Below are 20,403 nucleotides of genomic sequence, written 5' to 3'. Positions count from 1 at the left end.
GCGGCGTCCTGCCCGGCATCCGGCCCGCCTCTCTTTGTGCGGCAGCTGTTCGAACACCGCCGCATCGCGCGGAACGTTACCGTATCGCGATCAGATGACCACTTCGACGCCCTCGCCCGGCGCTTTACCTGACACCCGTTCGGATTCGAGCGCCTGCTGAAGGATGATCACAGCGGCTGCCTGGTCAATGACCGATCTGCCCTTTTTCGACTTCACGCCCGAAGCACGCAGTCCCTGACCGGCCGTCACCGTGGTCATCCGCTCGTCCACGAGCCGCACCGGGACCGGCGCGATGCCCTGGGCCAGCTCCTGGGCGAAGCCGCGGACCTTGACCGCGGCCGGGCCCTCGCCTCCCTTGAGGGAGCGCGGGAGCCCGACGACGACCTCGATCGGCTCGTACTCCTCGACCAGCTGCTTCAGCCGGCGGTGGGCCGCCGGTACGTCCCGGCCGGGGACGGTCTCCACCGGGGTGGCGAGGATCCCGTCGGGGTCGCACGAGGCGACCCCGATGCGGGCGTCCCCGACGTCGATGGCGAGCCGACGTCCTCTGCGCATTACTTGGCCGTCTCCCCGACCAGGCGCTCCACCGCGTCCACGGCCTCGCCGATGGCGGCCGGGTTCTGGCCGCCGCCCTGGGCGACGTCCGGCTTGCCGCCACCGCCGCCGCCGAGGGTCTTGGCGGCCGTGCGGACCAGGTCGCCGGCCTTCAGACCGCGCTCGCGGGCGGCCTCGTTGGTGGCGATGACCGTCAGCGGCTTGCCGCCGGCCACGGTGAACAGGGCCACCACGACGGCCCGGCCGCCCTGGATGCGGCCCCGCACGTCGAGGACGAGCCTGCGCAGGTCGTCGGCGGTGGTGCCGTCCGGGACCTGGCCGGTCACCAGGGCGACGCCCCGTACGTCCTTGGCGGACTCGGCGAGCCCGGCGGCGGCCTGGAGCACCTTCTCGGCGCGGAACTTCTCGATCTCCTTCTCGGCGTCCTTCAGCTTGCCGAGCATGGCAGAGACCTTCTCCGGGAGCTCCTCCGGACGGCCCTTGATCAGCTCCTGGAGCTGGGCGACGACCGTGTGCTCACGGGCGAGGAAGTTGTAGGCGTCGACGCCGACGAGGGCCTCGATACGGCGCACGCCCGAGCCGATCGACGACTCGCCGAGCAGCTTGACCAGGCCGAGCTGGCTGGTGTTGTGGACGTGGGTGCCGCCGCACAGCTCCTTGGAGAAGTCGCCGATGGTCACCACGCGGACGCGCTCGCCGTACTTCTCGCCGAACTCGGCGATGGCGCCCTGCTTCCGGGCCTCGTCGATGCCCATGACCTCGGCGTGCACGTCCAGGTCGCGGGCGAGCACCTCGTTGATCTTCTGCTCGACGTCGGTCATCACGGCCGTGGGAACGGCGGACGGCGACCCGAAGTCGAAGCGGAAACGGCCGGGCTGGTTCTCGGAACCGGCCTGGGCGGCCGTCGGGCCGAGGGCGTCGCGCAGGGCCTGGTGGGTGAGGTGGGTGGCCGAGTGGGCGCGGGCGATGGCGGTCCGGCGGCGGCCGTCGATGGAGGCGTGGGCCTTGGCGCCGACGGTGACCTCGCCGACCTGGACGACGCCCTTGTGGACGTAGACGCCCGGGACCGGCTTCTGGCAGTCGCGGATCTCGATCACGGCACCGGTGTCGACCCTGATCCGGCCGGTGTCGCCGATCTGGCCGCCGCCCTCGGCGTAGAACGGGGTGCGGTCGAGGACGATCTCGACCTCGTCGCCCTCGGTGGCGGCCGGGGAGGAGGCGCCGTCGACGAGGATGCCGACGATCGTCGACTCGCCCTCGGTGTCGCCGTAGCCGATGAACTCGGTCTCGCCGACCTTGTCGGCGATCTCCCGGTAGGCGCCGGCGCCGGCGTGGCCGGTCTTCTTGGCCTGGGCGTCGGCCTTGGCGCGCTCCCGCTGCTCCTTCATCAGGCGGCGGAAGCCGTCCTCGTCCACGGACAGCCCCTGCTCGGCGGCCATCTCCAGGGTGAGGTCGATGGGGAAGCCCCAGGTGTCGTGGAGCAGGAAGGCCTTGTCGCCGGCGAGCACGGTGGAGCCCGTGGCCTTGGTGTCGGAGACGGCCGTGTCGAGGATGTTGGTGCCGGCCTTCAGCGTCTTGAGGAAGGCGTTCTCCTCGGCGAGGGCGACCTTCTCGATGCGCTCGCGGTCGGTGATCAGCTCGGGGTACTGCTGGCCCATCATGCCGATGACGACGTCGATCAGGTTCTGCACGACCGGACCGGTGGCGCCCAGGAGGCGCATGTTGCGGATGGCGCGGCGCATGATGCGGCGCAGCACGTAACCGCGGCCCTCGTTGCCGGGGGTGACGCCGTCGCCGATGAGCATCACCGAGGTGCGCATGTGGTCAGTGACCACGCGCAGCGAGACGTCCGAGCCGTGGGCGTCGCCGTAGGCGACACCGGTCAGCTCGGTGGCCTTGTTGATGACGGCCATCGAGGTGTCGATCTCGTACATGTTCTGCACGCCCTGCAGAATCATGGCGAGCCGCTCCAGGCCGAGCCCGGTGTCGATGTTCTTGCTCGGCAGTTCACCGAGGATCTCGAAGTTGTCCTTGCCGATGCCCTCGCCGCGCTCGTACTGCATGAAGACGAGGTTCCAGATCTCCACGTACCGCTCGTCGTTGACGGCGGGGCCGCCCTCGACGCCGAACTCGGGGCCGCGGTCGTAGTTGATCTCGGAACAGGGGCCGCAGGGTCCGGGGACGCCCATGGACCAGTAGTTGTCCTTCATGCCCAGGCGCTGGATCCGCTCCTTGGGCACACCGACGACCTCGTGCCAGATGCGCTCGGCCTCGTCGTCGTCCTTGTAGACGGTGATCCAGAGCTTCTCCGGCTCCAGGCCGTAACCACCCTTGTCCTGGGGGCTGGTGAGCAGCTCCCAGGCGTACTTGATGGCGCCTTCCTTGAAGTAGTCGCCGAAGGAGAAGTTGCCGCACATCTGGAAGAACGTGCCGTGCCGGGTGGTCTTGCCGACCTCTTCGATGTCCGGCGTGCGCACGCACTTCTGCACGCTGGTGGCGCGGTCGAAGGGGGGCTTGACCTCACCCAGGAAGTAGGGCTTGAAGGGCACCATGCCGGCGGGGACGAGGAGCAGAGTCGGGTCGTCCGCGATGAGCGACGCCGAAGGGACGACGGTGTGCCCGCGCTCCTCGAAGAAGCTCAGCCAGCGGCGGCGGATCTCAGCCGACTCCATCAGTGGTCCTCATTCCGGTTGTACGAGTACGTCGTGTCGTGGTCGATGACGTACGACTTCGGCTTGTTGCGGTTCTCGATCGCGGCGTGCCGCCGCGGCGCGGGGAGTTCGGGGTCCTCGTTGATGCCCAGCGCGTCCTGGAGCTCGGCCTCGCGCTGGACCATGTTGTCGCGGACGTCGAGCGCGAAGCCCACCGCGCGGTCCTTGAGGCGGCCGCCCGCCTCCAGGGCCTTGTTGGCGGCCTGGGTGGCGAGGTGCTCGGGGGTCAGCTGCTTGAGCTTGCGGTTGACCTTGGTGGTCGCCCACACACCCGCGGCCACACCCGTGGTGAACCAGAAGCTACGGCGGAACATCGCTGGATCAGCCCTTCTTCCGCTTGCTCCGCCGTGCGGCGGGAACGGTGCGGCCCACGATCACGGTACGTCGGGGTTCCCTGACGGGCACGTCCTCCTTGCGGCCCGCGATGGCCCGGCGCACGCCGTAGCCGAAGGCCGCGACCTTGACCAGGGGGCCGCCGAAGGTGGAGGCCACCGTGGACGACAGCGCGGAGGCGTTGGAGGTGACCTCCTGGACGTCGGAGGCGATGGCGTCGACCCGGTCGATCTGGGTCTGCGCCGAGCGCACCGCGCCGGAGGCGTCCGCGAGGAGGGGGACGGCCTGTTCGGTCACGTCCGCGACGAGCTTGGTGGTCGCCCTGAGCGTCTGGGCCAGCCTCACCAGTGCCACGGCGAGGAAGGAGACCAGGATCGCCCAGAACACGGCCACCAGGATCCCGGCCACCTCTCCACCGGACACTGTGTGCACCCGCTCCCTGAAACGTGCAGCGACATCGAAACCTTGAGTAAACAGTGCACCGAGCCTATCGCGCCGGGCGCGGAGCTCCGTACCGGATTACCGCCCGCCCGCGCCGGAGTTGCGCGAAGCGATTGTACGGAGCGAACACGCTTCAGTACGCTCCGTGTCCCATGCGGGAGCGACAGCGTGAGGACACCCCGGTGGCCGGCAATCTGCCCTGGGAGCTCGACGTCTTCGTGGGGCGCGGGGCCGAGACGGCGGGGCTGGCCGGGGCGCTCGGCGAGGCGCGGCTGGTGACGGTGACCGGGGTCGGCGGGGTGGGCAAGTCGCGGCTGGCGGCGCACGCGGCCGCCCGGACCGGCTTCCCGGACGGAGTGTGGCGGGTGGAACTGGCCCCGGTGCGCGATCCCGCCTTCGTCGACCACGCGGTGGTGGCGGCGCTGGGGCTGACCGACCACACCGCGCGCCCGCCGCGCGAGACGCTCCACGGCCATCTCGCCGACCGGCGGCTCCTGCTGCTTTTGGACGGGTTCGAGCAGGTGGTGGACGCCTGCGCGGAACTGGTCACCGAACTCCTGGGCCGGGCGCCCGGGCTGAGGGTGCTCGCCGCGGGCCGCCGGCCGCTCGCCCTGGCCGGCGAGCGGCTGTTCCCGCTGGAACCGCTGGCGGAGGACGAGGCGGTGGAGCTGTTCCGGTGCCGGGCGGCCCTGCTCGGGGTGCCGGTCGCGGACGACGCGGAGGTGCGCGAGCTGTGCCGGCGGCTGGAGGGCATCCCGCTCGCCGTCGAGCTGGCGGCGGGACGGCTGCGGGCGCTGTCCCCCGGCCAGTTGCTGGCCCGCCTGGACGACCGGTTCCGGCTGCTGACCGGGGCCGGCGCGGACACGCCGTGGCGGCATCGCGCCTTGCGCACCGCGATCGGCTGGAGCCATGAACTGTGCACGCCCGAGGAACGGTTGCTGTGGGCGCGCCTGTCGGTGTTCGCCGGACGCTTCGACCTGGAGGCCGTGGAGTACGTGTGCGGCGGGCACGGTCTGGCCTCCGAGGACGTCCTCGACGTGCTCTCGGAACTGCTGGCGCAGTCGGTGGTGTCCCGCGAGGAGACGTCCTCGGGGGTGCGCTACCGGATGCTGGACACGGTCCGGGCGTACGGCGCCGACTGGCTGGAGGCCACCGGTGACGCCGGACGGCTGCGGCGCCGGCACCGCGACTGGTACCTGGGCCTGGCCACCTGGTGCGAACTGGACTGGTTCTCACCGCGGCAGGCCGAGGTCGCGGCGCGGGTGGAGGCGGAGCTGCCGAATCTGCGGGGCGCGCTGGAGCACTCGCTGTCCGAGCCCGGGGAGGCCCATCTGGGCCAGCTGCTGGCGGGCTCGCTCTGGTTCTACTGGGTCGGCTGCGGGCGGCTGTCGGAGGGCCGGCACTGGCTGGACCAGGCGGTCCGGCTCGACTCCGGCCATGAGCCGTCCCTGCTGAAGGCCCTGTGGGTGCTCGGCTACGTGGCGATCCTCCAGGGCGACACGGTGGCCGCGCTGGCGGCGCTGCACGAGTGCCGCGAGGAGGCGGAGCTGTCGGCGAACCCGACCGCGGCGGCCTACGCCGAGCACCGCACCGGCTGTCTGGCCCTGGTCAGCGACGACATGGCCGGCGCCGAGACGCTGCTGCGCTCGGCGCTGGCCGGCTACCAGGAGATCGGCGAGCTGAACAGCAACGTCCTGATGGGCCAGGTGGAGCTGGCGATGGCGCGGGCCTTCCAGGACGACCTGGCCGAGGCGGTGCGGCTGTGCGAGGACGTCCGCCGGGTCTGCGAGGACCACGGGGAGCGCTGGGCCCGGTCGTACGCGCTGTACGTGCTGGCGTACGCGGCCTGGCGCGAGGGCGACCAGTCGAACGCCCGCCGCCTGCTGACGGACAGTCTGGGCAGCGCCCACTCCTTCCACGACCTGCTCGGCTCGGTGCTCGCGGTGGAGCTGCTGGCCCTGGTGACGGTGACCGAGGGGGACGCCGTGGAGGCGGCGGTGCTGCAGGGGGCGGCCGGGCGGATGTGGCCGTCGGTGGGGCTGCCGCTGTTCGGCTCGGCGTACTACAACGCCCCGCACGAGCTGTGCGAGGCGCGCTCCCGGGAGCGGCTGGGCGACGAGCGGTACGAGGCGTGCGTACGGACGGGGGCGCTGCTGGACCGGGAGGAGGCGGTGTCCCGGGCACTGGGGCGGCCCGCCGCCCGCTCGTCCCGGCCGCCGTCGCGGCGGGGCAGGGTGCTGCCCGCCGAGGTGACCGCCGGTACGCACGAACCCGCCGCCTCGCCCACCCGGAAGGGCGGGGAGACGGCGGGCTGACGCGCAGGTGGTGCTACGTCCGCTGCGGGATGATCAGCGGGCGTAGTACTCGACGACGAGCTGCTCGTCGCAGATCACCGGGATCTCCTTGCGGTTCGGCTCACGGTCCAGGCGGAACGCCAGGGCCTTGAGGTTCACCTGGAGGTAGCGCGGGGTCTCGCCGTCGGGGGCGAAGCCGCCCTCACGGGCGATGGAGAAGAGGGTCTTCTCGCGGCTGCGCTCGCGGACCATCACGACGTCGTCGGGACGGACGCGGAACGACGGCTTGTCGGTCTTCTGGCCGTTGACCTCGATGTGGCCGTGCACGACCATCTGACGGGCCTGGTAGATGGTGCGGGCGATGCCCGAACGCAGGACCAGGGCGTCGAGACGGCGCTCGAGCTCGATGATCAGGGCCTCACCGGTCTTGCCCTGCACCTTGGAGGCACGCTCGTAGGCGCGGACCAGCTGGCGCTCGGAGATGTCGTACTGCGCGCGCAGACGCTGCTTCTCCAGCAGACGGACCTTGTAGTCCGAGTTCTGCTTGCGGCCACGGCCGTGCTCACCCGGCGGGTAGGGACGGGCCTCGAAGTACTTGACGGCCTTCGGGGTCAGCGCGATGCCGAGGGCACGCGACTTCTTGACCTTGGGGCGGGACTGGTTCGCCACTGTTTCTCATTTCCTTGTGTCGGCTTGTCAGCGTTGTGGGAGGTCGCATCCGCAGCCGGGGAAACCCTCCGGGACCCGTTGCCGGGCGCCTGGTGGGCAGCCGCTCCCCTGGTCTGGGCACATACGTGCAGCACGCGAGTGGCCCACCGACCTCTCCCGGAGCTCCGGGTGGTGGTGGGCTGCCCGCGACACCGATCGACGGTGCGCGACGCTCCTGGAACCCGCGGGGGGTTCCGGCCGGCTGTCCCGCTCTGACTGCGCGGGACTCGGCACTCCGAGGGATTCTACAGGCTGCTCAGGACCGCCTGCGACCGAGGTGCTTGCGGGTCCACTCCACCGCGTCCGCGTAGCGGGCCTCGGCGCCGTGCCGGGTGGGGGTGTAGTACTCGTGGTCCTTCAGGGCGTCGGGGGCGTACTGCTGCTCGGCGATGCCCTCGGCCCGGTCGTGCGGGTACACGTACCCCTGCGCGTGGCCGAGTTTGGCGGCTCCCTTGTAGTGCCCGTCGCGCAGATGTGTGGGCACGGGGCCGGCCAGACCCTTGCGTACGTCCTCCATGGCGGCGCCGATCGCGGTGGTGGCGGCGTTGGACTTCGGGGCCAGGGCGAGGGCGATGGTGGCGTGGCTGAGGGTGAGGGCGGCCTCCGGAAAGCCGATCATGGCGACGGCCTGGGCGGCGGCGACCGCGATGGGCAGGGCGTTGGGGTCGGCGAGGCCGATGTCCTCGCTGGCCGAGATCATCAGGCGGCGGGCGATGAAGCGGGGGTCCTCGCCGGCCTCGATCATCCGGGCCAGGTAGTGCAGGGCGGCGTCGACGTCGGAGCCGCGGATCGACTTGATCAGGGCGCTGGCGACGTCGTAGTGCTGGTCGCCGTCGCGGTCGTACTTCACGGCCGCGCGGTCGACGGTCTGCTCCAGGGTGGCCAGGGCGATCGCGCTCTCGCCGAGGTCGAGGGCGGCTCCCGCGGCGGCCTCCAGAGCCGTGAGCGCGCGGCGGGCGTCGCCGCCGGCGATCCGCAGCAGGTGTTCCTCGGTGTCCTCGGGGAGGGTGACGGCGCCCTTGAGGCCGCGCTCGTCGGTCAGCGCCCGGCGCAGCAGGTCCCTGATGTCGTCGTCGGTGAGGGGTTCGAGGGTGAGCAGCAGGGAGCGGGAGAGCAGCGGGGAGATCACCGAGAAGTACGGGTTCTCGGTGGTCGCCGCGATCAGTGTCACCCAGCGGTTCTCCACCGCGGGGAGCAGGGAGTCCTGCTGGGCCTTGCTGAAGCGGTGGATCTCGTCGAGGAAGAGGACGGTCTCCTTGCCGAAGCCGCCGGAGGCGCGGCGCGCGCCGTCGATGACCGCGCGGACCTCCTTGACGCCCGCGGTGATCGCGGACAGCTCCACGAACCGTTTGTCGGTGGCCTTGGAGACGACGTACGCGAGGGTCGTCTTGCCGGTGCCGGGCGGGCCCCAGAGGATCACCGAGGAGGGCCCGGCGGGGCCGCCCGACTCGGCGACCAGCCGGCGCAGCGGCGCTCCCGGCCCCAGCAGGTGCCGCTGGCCCACCACCTCGTCGAGGGTGCGCGGACGCATCCGTACGGCCAGGGGGCTGGCGGCAGGGTCCTTCTCCTGGCGTTCTTCTGCTGCTGCGGTGAACAGGTCGGGCTCCACCCTGAAACCCTAAATCACCGCACCGACAACGCCTCCGGCGCGGTCAGGAGGTCCAGAAGTCCCACCAGCGGGTCATGATCAGGATGCCGATGACGCCGATGTGCAGCACCGGGAGCACCCAGGTGAACTCGCCGAAGAAGCTCTTCAGCCAGCGCGGTCCGGGCAGGAAGCCGTGGCGCACGTTGAAGGAGGTGACGTACCAGAACATGATGATCGTCGCGACCCAGGCAAGGGAGCACCACAGGCACAGGGCGCCGATGCGGTACAGCGACTGGAACTGCAGCCAGGTGCAGAAGCCGACGCCGAACAGGGTGCCGGCGTTGAAGGTGAGCCAGTACCAGCGCGGGAAGCGGGCGCGGGTCAGCAGGCTCACACCGACGGCGATGACGACGCCGTAGGCGACGAGGCCGAGCATCGGGTTGGGGAAGCCGAAGACGGACGCCTGGTCGCTCTCCATCACGCTGCCGCAGGAGACGACGGGGTTGAGGCTGCAGCCGGGGACGAAGGTCTTCCCCTCGACCTTGGCCTCCAGCAGTTTGAACTTGTCGATCGTGATGACCCAGGCCGCGAGTAGCCCGGCCGCACCGGTGATCATCAGCATCAGCGCGAAGGCGACGCTGCCGCCCTCTCTGCGCGGCGCCTCGACGGTGCGCTCCGGCTCGGTGGAGACGTCTTTCACTGTCGTCTTGCTCATCACGCCGATTCCGTCTGCTTGAGAGTTGGACCTTCTTCGAGCAGGGGCCATTGTGCCGCACGGGGACCCCTATCCACCGTTCGGTGGACATAAGGACGTACGCGCGAAGGCCCCTGAACGTTCGGTTCCGGCCGACTTCCGCGGCGGGTCGCGGGCCGGAATCATCCGGCGGGGCGAATCCGGGGTCACAGGGTTGACGGAGGTACGACGAAGGCGCCGGGCGGACCCGGCGCCTTGGTCGAAGGGAGGTGTCAGCCGAGCCTGGACTCCAGCTCGGCGACGATCTCGTTGACGCCGATCGCCGACTGCTCGCCGGACTCCATGTCCTTGAGCTGGACGACGCCCTCGGCGAGGTCGCGTTCGCCGGCCACCACGGTGTAGCGGGCGCCGCTGCGGTTGGCGTTCTTCATGGCGCCCTTGAGGCCCTTGACGCCGTAGGAGAAGTCCGCCGCGATGCCGACCTTGCGCAGTTCGGTGACCTTCGCGAACAGGACCCGGCGGGCCTCCTCGCCGAGCGGCACCGCGAAGACGCTGGTCGTGGAGGGCAGTGCGAGCTCCACGCCCTCGGCCTCCAGGGCGAGGACGGTGCGGTCGACGCCGAGGGCCCAGCCGACGGAGGGCAGCGCGGGGCCGCCGATCATCTCGGAGAGGCCGTCGTAGCGTCCGCCGCCGCCCACCGCGGACTGGGAGCCCAGGCCGTCGTGGACGAACTCGAAGGTCGTGCGGGTGTAGTAGTCCAGGCCGCGGACCAGCTTGGCGTCGTCCTCGAAGGCGACCCCGGCGGCCGTGATCAGCTCGCGGACCTCCTCGTGGTACGCCTTGCAGGCGTCGCACAGGTAGTCGCGCAGCAGGGGCGCGTCGGTGAGCTGCTTCTGGACGTCCGGCCGCTTGTCGTCGAGGACGCGCAGCGGGTTGATGTCCGCGCGGCGCAGGGTGTCCTCGTCGAGGTCGAGACCGTGCAGGAAGTCCTGGAGGGCGGCCCGGTAGACGGGACGGCACTCCTTGTCACCGAGGCTGTTGAGCAGGATGCGGAAGTCGCGCAGGCCCAGGGAGCGGTACGCCTGGTCGGCGAGGATGATCAGCTCGGCGTCCAGGGCCGGGTCCTCGGCTCCGATCGCCTCGGCACCGACCTGGGAGAAGTGGCGGTAACGGCCCTTCTGGGGGCGCTCGTAGCGGTAGTACGAGCCGGAGTACCAGAGCTTGACCGGGAGGTTGCCCGCCTTGTGCAGGTTGGCCTCCAGCGCGGCGCGCAGCACGGACGCGGTGCCCTCGGGGCGCAGGGCGAGCCGGTCGCCGCCCTTGGTCTCGAAGGCGTACATCTCCTTGGTGACGATGTCGGTGGACTCGCCGACACCGCGCGCGAACAGCTCGACGCTCTCGAAGCCGGGCGTCTCGATGTAGCCGTAGCCGGAGTTGCGCAGCGGGGCCGCGATCGCCTCGCGGACGGCGAGGAACTTGGCGCTGTCCGGCGGGATCAGGTCGTAGGTGCCCTTGGGGGCCTTGAAGGTGCTCACGGAAGGTCTCGTCACATTCCTCGTCGGGGAGCCTCGGTCGCTCCCTGGCCGGCGGCCACCTGTCGCAGATGCGGGTTGGTGGCGCGCTCCCGGCCGATGGTCGTCTGGGGGCCGTGGCCGGACAGCACCACGGTCGAGTCGTCGAGCGGCAGGGCCACGCGGGCCAGCGAGTCGAGCATCTCGGCCATGTCACCGCCGGGCAGGTCGGTGCGTCCGATGGAGCCGGCGAACAGCAGGTCGCCCGAGAACAGGATCGGCGGGATGTCCGCCGCCTCGGGCAGGCCGAAGGTCACCGACCCCTTGGTATGGCCGGGCGCGTGCGCCACGGTCAGCTCCAGACCGGCCAGTTCCAGCTTGGCGCCGTCGGTCAGCTCCTTGACGTCGTCCGGCTCCCCGATGGTCAGTTCGCCCATCAGCGGCATCCCGATGGAGCGGCCGAGCGCACGCTCGGGGTCGCTCATCATGAAGCGGTCCTCGGGGTGGATCCAGGCCGGCACGTCGTGCGCGCCGCACACGGGGACGACCGAGGCCACATGGTCGATGTGACCGTGGGTGAGGACGACGGCGACGGGCTTGAGGCGATGCTTCGCGATCGCTTCCTCGACGCCTCGGGCGGCCTGATGGCCGGGGTCGATGATCACGCACTCCTCACCGGCGGCGGGGGCGACGAGATAGCAGTTCGTCCCCCAGGCCCCGGCGGGGAACCCGGCAATGAGCACGATCGTCCTTCGTTGTGTCGGTTCGGGCGACAAGTCGGCGGGCTGCGCCTGAGGTCAGAGCCTACCGGCGCTGCCGATTCCTCAGCGAACCCATATACGGTACGGGGCACACGCAGACGCATACAGACGCTTGAGGAGACAACCCCGTGGTCAGCCAGGAACAGCGGCGGCGTCAGCTCGCCCGGGAGAAGTTCTTGCGGCAGCAGCAGCGGCGCACGGACGCGCGGCGCAAGTCCCGCACGCGCAACGCGGTGATCGCGTCCGCGGTGGGCGTGGTCCTCGTCGGCAGCCTCGGGCTCTGGACGGCGGGCGCCTTCGAGGGGGACGACGGCAAGGCGAACGCGGGCGCGGAGGTCAGCCCCAGCGCCGCCCCGACCAGCAAGGCCCCGGACCCGTGCGAGAAGCCGGCCGCGGGCGAGGTCGAGACCATGAGCTGGAAGAAGGAACCGGCCATGACCATCGACAAGTCCGCCGACTACACGATGAAGCTGTCGACGACGTGCGGCGACATGGACATAGCCCTCAAGGCGTCCGCCGCCCCGCACACGGTGAACTCGTTCAACTTCCTGCTGAACAAGGGCTACCTGGACCACTCCAAGTGCCACCGGCTGACCGACAGCGGCATCTACGTGCTGCAGTGCGGCGACCCGACGGCCACCGGCACCGGCGGACCGGGCTACACGATCCCGGACGAGAACCTCAAGGACAAGAGCCTCAAGGGCAACGTCTACCCGGCGGGCACCGTCGCGATGGCGAACCAGTTCAACGCCCAGACCGGCGAGGGCAAGGACTCCGGCGGCAGCCAGTTCTTCCTCGTCTACCAGGACAGTCCGCTGCCCGCGAACTACACCCCGTTCGGCACGGTGTCCGAGGCCGGCATGAAGGTCCTCACCAAGCTGGCGGCCGCCGGCGCGCAGGCCGCGGACCCCACGACGGGCAACACGGCACCCAACGCGACCGTGGTGATCAACAAGGCGTCCGTGACCCGATCCTGACCCGCGAACTGCGAAATTTCGGTCGCGCGGGATGCGGACAGGCAACCCGCCGGTCGCCTATGTTGGCCGTGACGAAACTGTGGACGATGCCCGGGGGCGCCGAAGCCCCACGCAGGCATCATGTGGAGGAGGCGCTGTGAGCAGCGACCCGTGGGGCCGCGTCGACGAGACGGGGACCGTGTACGTGCGTACGGCCGACGGCGAGCAGGTCGTCGGTTCCTGGCAGGCGGGCTCCCCCGAGGAGGCGCTGGCCTATTTCGAGCGCAAGTACGAGGGCCTGGTTGTCGAGATCGGCCTCCTCGAGAAGCGAGTGAAGACCACCGACCTGTCGGCGAAGGACGCCCAGGTCGCGATCGACCACATTCGCGAACAGGTCGAGGCCCATCACGCGGTCGGCGACCTGGCCGCGCTGCGGACCCGGCTGGACAAGCTCGTCGAGAACGTCGACAAGCGCCGTGAGGAGCGCCGGCAGCAGCGCGCGAAGCAGTCCGACGAGGCCCGGCATGCCAAGGAGGCGCTGGTCACCGAGGCGGAGGAGCTGGCGCAGTCCGACCAGTGGCGGGCGGCCGGTGAGCGGCTGCGCGCGCTGGTGGACACCTGGAAGGGGCTGCCGCGGCTCGACCGCAAGTCGGACGACGAGCTGTGGCACCGCTTCTCGCACGCGCGTTCGGCGTTCTCCAAGCGGCGCAAGGGGCACTTCGCGGCCCTGGACGCACAGCGCGAGGAGGCCCGCCGCACCAAGGAGCGGCTGGTCTCCGAGGCGGAGTCGCTGTCCGGGTCGACGGACTGGGGTCCGACGGCGGCCCGCTACCGCGAGCTGATGGCGGAGTGGAAGGCCGCGGGCCGCGCCCAGCGCGAGCACGAGGACGACCTGTGGAACCGCTTCCGCGGCGCCCAGGACGTCTTCTTCGCCGCGCGCAGCGGGGTCTTCGCCGAGCGTGACGCCGAGCAGACCGAGAACCTCAAGCTGAAGGAGGAGCTGGCCCTGGAGGCCGAGAAGATCCTCCCGGTGACGGATCTCAAGGGCGCGCGTGCCGCGTTCCGCTCGGTCAACGAGCGCTGGGAGGCCATCGGCCATGTGCCGCGGGACGCCCGGCCGAAGGTCGAGGGCCGGATGCACGCCGTCGAGCGGGCCATCCAGGAGGCCGAGGAGGCCGAGTGGCGCCGGACCAACCCGGAGGCACGCGCGCGTGCCGCGGGTCTGACCGGTCAGCTCCAGGCCGCCGTGGACAAGCTCCGGGGCCAGATCGAGCAGGCGCGCGCACAGGGCAACACCGCCCGCGCCGACAAGCTGGAGCGTGAGCTGGAGGGCCGCCAGGCCCTGCTGGACCAGGCTCTGAAGGGTCTGCAGGAGTTCGGCGGCTGACGCCGACGCGTACGCACAGAGGAAGGGGCTCCCCTCGGGGAGCCCCTTCGTCGTGTCCGTGAAGCCGTTACGACCGGCTGCGCGCCGAGGTGACCCGGTAGACGTCGTAGACGCCCTCGACGCCCCTGACCGCCTTCAGGACGTGCCCGAGGTGCTTGGGGTCGCCCATCTCGAAGGTGAACCGGGAGGTGGCGACCCGGTCGCGGGAGGTCTGCACGGCCGCGGAGAGGATGTTGACGTGCTGGTCGGACAGGACGCGGGTGACGTCCGACAGCAGCCGGGAGCGGTCCAGCGCCTCGACCTGGATGGCGACCAGGAAGACCGAGGACTGGGTGGGCGCCCACTCGACGTCGAGGATCCGCTCGGGCTCGCGGGACAGTGACTCCACGTTGACGCAGTCACTGCGGTGAACCGATACACCACTACCCCGGGTGACGAATCCGATGATCGGGTCGCCGGGTACGGGCGTACAGCAGCGGGCGAGCTTGACCCAGACGTCGTCCACGCCCTTGACCACCACGCCGGGGTCCTGGTTGCTGCGGCGCTTGCGGCTGCGGCCGCGGGCCGGCGGGACCGCCTCGTCGATCTCCTCGGTGGCCGCCTCCTCGCCGCCGAGGGCCTGCACCAGCTTCTGCACGACGTTCTGCGCGGCCACGTGGCCCTCGCCGATCGCCGCGTACAGCGAGGAGATGTCGGGGTAGCGCATCTCGTGCGCGAGCGTGACCAGGGAGTCGCCGGTCAGGATGCGCTGGATCGGCAGGTTCTGCTTGCGCATCGCGCGGGCGATGGCGTCCTTGCCGTGCTCGATCGCCTCGTCCCGGCGCTCCTTGGAGAACCAGGCCCGGATCTTGTTGCGGGCGCGCGGGGACTTGACGAAGCCGAGCCAGTCCCGGGAGGGGCCGGCGCCGGCGGCCTTGGAGGTGAAGACCTCCACCAGGTCGCCGTTGTCCAGGGTGGACTCCAGCGGCACCAGGCGTCCGTTGACCCGGGCTCCTATGGTCCGGTGGCCGACCTCGGTGTGCACGGCGTACGCGAAGTCGACGGGGGTGGCCCCGGCCGGGAGCGCTATGACATCGCCCTTGGGGGTGAAGACGAAGACCTCGTTGCGGGACAGGTCGAAGCGCAGGGACTCCAGGAACTCGCCCGGGTCCTCGGTCTCCTTCTGCCAGTCCAGCAGCTGGCGCAGCCACGCCATGTCGTTGAGGTGGTCGTCCTTGCCCTTGGCGGCCTTGGGCACGTCGGTGCGCACCTTGGAGGCACCGGCGACGGCCTCCTGCTTGTACTTCCAGTGCGCGGCGATGCCGTACTCGGCGCGGCGGTGCATGTCGAAGGTGCGGATCTGGAGTTCGACCGGCTTGCCGTTGGGGCCGATGACCGTCGTGTGCAGCGACTGGTACATGTTGAACTTGGGCATCGCGATGTAGTCCTTGAACCGCCCCGGAACCGGGTTCCAGCGGGCGTGGACGGTGCCCAGGGCCGCGTAGCAGTCGCGGACGGTGTCCACCAGGACGCGGATGCCCACCAGGTCGTAGATCTCCGCGAAGTCACGGCCGCGGACGATCATCTTCTGGTAGACGCTGTAGTAGTGCTTGGGGCGGCCGGTGACGGTGGCCTTGATGCGGGCGGCCCGCAGGTCCTGCTGGACCTCGTCGGTCACTATGGCCAGGTACTCGTCGCGCTTGGGTGCCCTTTCGGCGACCAGCCGGACGATCTCGTCGTACATCTTGGGGTAGAGGATCGCGAAGGCGAGGTCCTCCAGCTCCCACTTGATGGTGTTCATGCCCAGGCGGTGGGCGAGCGGCGCGTAGATCTCCAGGGTCTCGCGCGCCTTCTTCTCCTGCTTCTCGCGCTTGAGGTAGCGCATGGTGCGCATGTTGTGCAGGCGGTCGGCGAGCTTGATGACCAGGACGCGGGGGTCCTTGGCCATGGCGACGACCATCTTGCGCACGGTCTCGGCCTGCGCGGCCTCGCCGAACTTGACCTTGTCCAGCTTGGTCACGCCGTCGACGAGGAGGGCGACGGAGTCGCCGAAGTCGCGGCGGAGCTGGTCCAGGCCGTACTCGGTGTCCTCGACCGTGTCGTGGAGCAGGCCCGCCATGAGCGTGGCCGGATCCATGCCCAGCTCGGCGAGGATCGTCGTCACCGCGAGCGGGTGGGTGATGTAGGGGTCGCCGCTCTTGCGCTTCTGGCCGCGGTGCCAGCGCTCGGCGACCTGGTAGGCGTTCTCGATCTGGCGGAGCGTGGCCGTCTCGATCTTCGGGTCGTTGCTGCGCACGATCCGCAGCAGCGGCTCCAGCACCGGGTTGTACGGGTTGGAGCGCTGCACGCCGAGACGGGCGAGCCGGGCCCGGACGCGGTTGGAGGAGCCGGAGCGGGGCGGCTGGCCGCTGTTGGGGCGGACCGCGGACGAGGAGCGCTCGGGCGGGGCCGGCTTGGGGCGGGCCTGCTCGGCCGTCTTCCCGGCGGGGGCGGACTGGGCGTGCTCGACCGGCCCACCGGCGTCGTTCTTCGCGTTCGACGTGCTCGGCGCGGGCTTGGCCGCGGGGCCCGAGGCGGCGTCGGGCTTGGCGGCGGTCAGGTGCTGGGCCTCGTCTGGCAAGAGGGCTCCTCGTGCGCGATCCGGGTCCCCCGGTCAGGCTCCGGAGACCCCATGGTAGCGATCCTGCGCGCGAGGATCGCCTTCAGGCCGTGGTGAGGCCCGTACACCGGGGAAACACGGGGGGCGTGCTCGGGATTCCGGGGAGGGGTCCGGCCGGTGTGCCACGGGGGTGCGGCCGGACATGCGCGCGGGGCGCACGCCTCCCTTCCGGGAGGGGTGCGCCCCGCGTGCGTGGGTCGCTCAGATCTTGAGCAGGGCCTCCAGAGGGGCGCCCGCCAGGGCTCCCGCGAGGCGGTCGCGGCCGCCGAGGAAGCCGAGCTCCATCAGCACGGCCAGGCCCGCGACCTCGGCACCCGCCCGGCGGATGAGCTGGATCGAGGCCTCGGCGGTGCCGCCGGTGGCGAGGACGTCGTCGACGACCAGGACACGGTCGCCGGCGGTGAGGTCCTCGGCGTGCACCTCGATCTCGGCCGAGCCGTACTCCAGGTCGTACGCCTGGCTGAGGGTGGCTCCGGGGAGCTTGCCCGCCTTGCGCACCGGGATGAAGCCGAGTCCGGCGCGGACGGCGACGGGGGCGCCGAGGATGAAGCCACGGGCCTCCAGACCGACGACCTTGGTGGCGCCGGTGCGTCCGGCGATCCCGGCGAGGGTGTCGGTGAGCGCGGTGAACGCCGCCGGGTCCGCCAGGAGCGGGGTGATGTCCTTGAACATCACGCCCGGCTCCGGGTAGTCGGCCACATCACGGATGCGGCTGAGCAGCAGCTCCTCGATGTCGGTCATCGGCGCTTCCCCGAGGGGCGGCCACGGCCGCGGCCGCGCGAGGCCGGCTGGTGGCGCGGTCCGACGACCGCGGGAGCGGCGTCCTCCGGCTCGTCGTCGTACTCCTCGTGGACCGGCTCGGTGTCCAGGGGCTCGCCCTTGGCCGCGGCCGCCGCGCGCTTGGCGAGCACCCGCTTCTTGAGGGCCTTCATCTGCGGCTCGAGTTCCTTGAGGTCGGCGACGAGCGGCGTGGCGATGAAGATCGAGGAGTACGCGCCGGCCGCGAGGCCGACGAACAGCGACAGCGAGATGTCGTTCAGCATGCCGGCGCCGAGGAAGCCGCCGCCGATGAAGAGCAGGCCCGCCACCGGCAGCAGCGCGACCACCGTGGTGTTGATGGACCGCACCAGCGTGCTGTTGATCGACCGGTTGGCGATCTCGCTGTAGGTCCAGCGGGTCTGCTTGGTGATGTCCTTCGTCTGTTCCTTGAGGCTGTCGAAGACCACCACGGTGTCGTACAGCGAATAACCGAGGATGGTCAGCAGACCGATCACCGTGCCCGGTGTGACCTCGAAGCCCACCAGGGCGTAGATGCCGACCGTGATGGTGATGTCGTGGATCAGCGCCACGAACGCGGCGATCGCCATCCGCCACTCGAAGGCGATGGCCAGGTAGATCACCACCAGGACCAGGAAGATCCCCAGGCCCTGCCACGCCTTGTTGGCGATCTGCTCACCCCAGCTGGGGCCGACCAGCTCGCCGGTGACGTCGTTCTCGTCGACCTTCATGTCCTTGGCGAGCTCCGCCGAGACCTTGTCGGCCGTGGCGGTGTCGATGCCCGAGACCTGGATGCGGAGCGTGCCGTTGCCGAGCTTCTGGACGATCGCGTCGTGGCCGGAGGCCTCTTCCGCGTACTCCTGGGCCTGGGAGACGGAGACGGAGGTCTTCGGGGTGGTGAAGACCGCGCCGCCCTGGAACTCGATGCCCATGTTCAGGCCGCGCACCGCGAGGCCCACGATCGCCGTGATGGTGATCAGGATGGACAGGCCGTACCAGAGCTTGCGGTTGCCGACGAAGTCGTAGCCGATCTCGCCGCGGTGCAGTCGGGCGCCGAGATTTCCGAGCTTCGACATCTCACGCCTCCTTCGTCTCGATGGGGGCGGAGGGACGGCGCGAACGGCGCAGGGGCGGCTTGGCACCCAGACGCTTGGGGTCGAGGCCGGACCAGGGGTGGCCGCCGCCGAAGAACTTCGTGCGCGCGAGGATCGTCAGGAGCGGCTTGGTGAAGAGGAAGACGACCACGACGTCGAGCACGGTGGTCAGGCCGAGCGTGAACGCGAAGCCCTGGACCTTGCCGACGGTGACGACGAACAGCACCGCTGCGGCCAGGAACGACACGAAGTCGGAGACCAGGATGGTGCGCCGGGCGCGCGGCCAGGCCCGCTCGACGGAGGGGCGCAGCGAGCGGCCCTCGCGGATCTCGTCCCGGACCCGTTCGAAGTAGACGATGAACGAGTCCGCCGTGATGCCGATGGCGACGATGGCTCCGCAGACGGCAGGCAGGTTCAGCGCGAAGCCGATGGCCGGGCCGAGCAGCGACATGATCACGTAGGTGAGGGCGGCGGAGACGAGCAGCGAGGCGACGGCGATCAGCGCCAGACCGCGGTAGTAGACCACCAGGTAGATCACGACGAGCGCGAGGCCGATGGCACCGGCGATCAGACCGGCGTGCAGCTGCTCGCCACCGAGCGCGGCGGTCACCGTGGTGACGCTGTCCTCGCTGAACGACAGCGGCAGCGCACCGTACGACAGCATGTTGGCGAGCGACTGCGCGGACTGCTGGTCGAAGTTGCCGGAGATCTCGGCGTTGCCGCCGGTCAGCGCCTGGCTGACGGACGGGTCGGAGACGACCTCGTTGTCCAGGACGATCGCGAACTGGTTCTGCGGCTGCTGGTTCTGGGCGAGCTTGCCGGTGATGTCACCGAACTTCTTGCGGCCCTCGCCGGTGAACTCCATGGTCACGGTCCAGCCGGCGGCGGTCGTGGTGTTGAAGACCGCCTCGGCCTCCTTGACGTCCGTGCCGTCGACCTCGGCCGGGCCGAGGATGTACTTCTGCCACTGGCCGCCGGCGTTCTGGCCGCAGGCGACGGTGGAGTCCTCGGGCTTGGCGCCGTCGCCGGCCTTGGCGCGGACGGCCTCGTCGGTGCAGTCCAGCGCGGCGTACTGCGCTTCGAGCTTGCTGGTGTCCGCGGCGCCGGAGGCGCTGGCGGACGGCGAGGCCTCGGCCTCGGGGGTGGCGCTCGCCGACGCGGAGGGGTCGGCCTTCAGGGCGTCGGTGACCGCGCGGCCCTGGGTCGTGGCGCTCGCCGAGGGCGTGTTCGACGCCGAGGGGGACGAGGAGGGGGTCGCCTTGTCGGTCGCCTTGTCCGTGGCCTTGTCGGTGGCCTTGTCGGTCGCGCCGTCGGAGGCGCTCGGGGACGGGCTGGTCGTCGCGGCGGCGCCCACGACCTCGGTGGCGATGACCGGGCGGAAGTACAGCTTGGCGGTGGTGCCGACCTGGTCCCGGGCCTGCTTGGAGTTGGTGCCCTTGGGAATGTTGACGATGATGTTGCGATCGCCCTGGGTCTGGACCTCGGCCTCGGAGACACCAAGACCGTTGACGCGCCGCTCCATGATGTCGACGGCGGTGGCCATGTTGGTCTTGTTGATCGCCGATTCCTGGCCCGGCTCGGCCTCCGCGCGCAGCGTGATGCTCGTACCGCCGGCCAGGTCGATGCCCAGGCGCGGGGTGGTGTGCCCGGAGAGGAACATTCCCCCGGTGAGCGCCACCATGGCGATCAGAATGAGGGCCAGCGAGCGCCCCGGCCTGCCCTGGGGGCTCGCGCTCCGGCCCTTCTTAGGTGATGCCACCTTCTCGTACTCCCTCTCGGGCCGTCTGTCGCCGGGTCGGCGTCGACGGCCATGCCATTAGTGGGGTCCCGTGCGAGAGCCACGTCCGTCCCGGGGCGCGCGGCGGGGTCCAGGAGCAGCACTCGGCGTGCGACGGCGTCGAGGTCGAGGGGGCCGTGGTCGAGGAGGGGGTCGGCCGCGCGGAGCCGGTCCAGGC

General features: G+C 70.7%; 16 protein-coding genes. 3 read left to right on the top strand and 13 right to left on the bottom strand.

Going from position 1 to position 20,403, the window contains the following annotated elements:
* Positions 1-90: 90 nt before the first annotated feature.
* From ruvX to ABT296_RS23500, 4 genes are read right to left on the bottom strand one after another with little or no spacing between them, the layout of a single operon-like run.
* Positions 91-555: a Holliday junction resolvase RuvX gene (gene ruvX, locus ABT296_RS23515; protein ID WP_351930418.1), complete on the bottom strand. Its 465-nt coding sequence runs from the start codon at positions 553-555 to the stop codon at positions 91-93.
* Positions 555-3,227, bottom strand: a complete 2,673-nt coding sequence (alaS, locus tag ABT296_RS23510) for an alanine--tRNA ligase (RefSeq protein WP_351930416.1) — start codon at positions 3,225-3,227, stop codon at positions 555-557. Before alaS ends, ruvX begins: the two co-directional genes overlap by 1 nt.
* Positions 3,227-3,580 (bottom strand): hypothetical protein, encoded by a 354-nt coding sequence (locus ABT296_RS23505; RefSeq protein WP_351930414.1) that lies wholly within the window; start codon positions 3,578-3,580, stop codon positions 3,227-3,229. Before ABT296_RS23505 ends, alaS begins: the two co-directional genes overlap by 1 nt.
* Positions 3,581-3,587: 7 nt before the next feature.
* A complete protein-coding gene (locus ABT296_RS23500) occupies positions 3,588-4,031 on the bottom strand; it encodes a DUF948 domain-containing protein (RefSeq protein ID WP_351930412.1) in 444 nt (147 codons plus the stop codon).
* Between the two features lie 161 nt (positions 4,032-4,192).
* Between ABT296_RS23500 and ABT296_RS23495 the strand changes: the two genes are divergently transcribed.
* Entirely contained in the window at positions 4,193-6,355 is a 2,163-nt protein-coding gene (locus ABT296_RS23495) for an ATP-binding protein (protein WP_351930410.1), read from the top strand.
* A gap of 33 nt (positions 6,356-6,388) precedes the next feature.
* Here ABT296_RS23495 and rpsD read toward each other — a convergent pair whose 3' ends face one another.
* The 5 genes from rpsD to ABT296_RS23470 form a co-directional block, all read right to left on the bottom strand.
* Positions 6,389-7,003 (bottom strand): 30S ribosomal protein S4, encoded by a 615-nt coding sequence (gene rpsD, locus ABT296_RS23490; protein WP_133913333.1) that lies wholly within the window; start codon positions 7,001-7,003, stop codon positions 6,389-6,391.
* 295 nt (positions 7,004-7,298) lie between these two features.
* Entirely contained in the window at positions 7,299-8,651 is a 1,353-nt protein-coding gene (locus tag ABT296_RS23485; protein WP_351930408.1) for a replication-associated recombination protein A, read from the bottom strand.
* 43 nt (positions 8,652-8,694) lie between these two features.
* Positions 8,695-9,345, bottom strand: coding sequence for a vitamin K epoxide reductase family protein (locus ABT296_RS23480; protein WP_351930406.1), 651 nt, complete (start codon positions 9,343-9,345; stop codon positions 8,695-8,697).
* Between the two features lie 251 nt (positions 9,346-9,596).
* The gene (hisS, locus tag ABT296_RS23475; protein WP_351930404.1) at positions 9,597-10,859 is read right to left on the bottom strand and encodes a histidine--tRNA ligase; all 1,263 of its coding nucleotides are present in this window, start codon (positions 10,857-10,859) and stop codon (positions 9,597-9,599) included.
* Positions 10,860-10,870: 11 nt separating this feature from the next.
* Positions 10,871-11,578 carry an MBL fold metallo-hydrolase gene (locus ABT296_RS23470; RefSeq protein WP_351930402.1) on the bottom strand — a complete coding sequence of 236 codons (708 nt, stop codon included), beginning with the start codon at positions 11,576-11,578 and terminating at the stop codon, positions 10,871-10,873.
* A gap of 146 nt (positions 11,579-11,724) precedes the next feature.
* Here ABT296_RS23470 and ABT296_RS23465 point away from each other — a divergent pair, with 146 nt between their 5' ends.
* Together ABT296_RS23465 and ABT296_RS23460 are read left to right on the top strand one after the other, a co-directional pair.
* Positions 11,725-12,573 carry a peptidylprolyl isomerase gene (locus ABT296_RS23465; protein WP_351930400.1) on the top strand — a complete coding sequence of 283 codons (849 nt, stop codon included), beginning with the start codon at positions 11,725-11,727 and terminating at the stop codon, positions 12,571-12,573.
* Between the two features lie 136 nt (positions 12,574-12,709).
* Positions 12,710-13,939 carry a DUF349 domain-containing protein gene (locus tag ABT296_RS23460; RefSeq protein WP_351930398.1) on the top strand — a complete coding sequence of 410 codons (1,230 nt, stop codon included), beginning with the start codon at positions 12,710-12,712 and terminating at the stop codon, positions 13,937-13,939.
* Between the two features lie 67 nt (positions 13,940-14,006).
* Here the strand turns inward: ABT296_RS23460 and ABT296_RS23455 are convergent, their stop codons facing one another.
* The 4 genes from ABT296_RS23455 to secD form a co-directional block, all read right to left on the bottom strand.
* Positions 14,007-16,538 (bottom strand): RelA/SpoT family protein, encoded by a 2,532-nt coding sequence (locus ABT296_RS23455; RefSeq protein ID WP_351930396.1) that lies wholly within the window; start codon positions 16,536-16,538, stop codon positions 14,007-14,009.
* 240 nt (positions 16,539-16,778) lie between these two features.
* The gene (locus ABT296_RS23450; RefSeq protein WP_351930394.1) at positions 16,779-17,318 is read right to left on the bottom strand and encodes an adenine phosphoribosyltransferase; all 540 of its coding nucleotides are present in this window, start codon (positions 17,316-17,318) and stop codon (positions 16,779-16,781) included.
* Positions 17,315-18,430 (bottom strand): protein translocase subunit SecF, encoded by a 1,116-nt coding sequence (gene secF, locus ABT296_RS23445; RefSeq protein ID WP_351930392.1) that lies wholly within the window; start codon positions 18,428-18,430, stop codon positions 17,315-17,317. The genes ABT296_RS23450 and secF overlap by 4 nt, the downstream gene beginning before the upstream one ends.
* 1 nt (position 18,431) lies before the next feature.
* A complete protein-coding gene (secD, locus tag ABT296_RS23440) occupies positions 18,432-20,207 on the bottom strand; it encodes a protein translocase subunit SecD (protein WP_351930390.1) in 1,776 nt (591 codons plus the stop codon).
* Positions 20,208-20,403 lie beyond the last annotated feature (196 nt).

This window comes from Streptomyces sp. NPDC000983 (genome assembly GCF_040299205.1).
Classification (GTDB): Bacteria; Actinomycetota; Actinomycetes; order Streptomycetales; family Streptomycetaceae; genus Streptomyces.
Note: the sequence above shows the minus strand (reverse complement) of the source record. Positions and strands in the feature narration are given on the sequence as shown.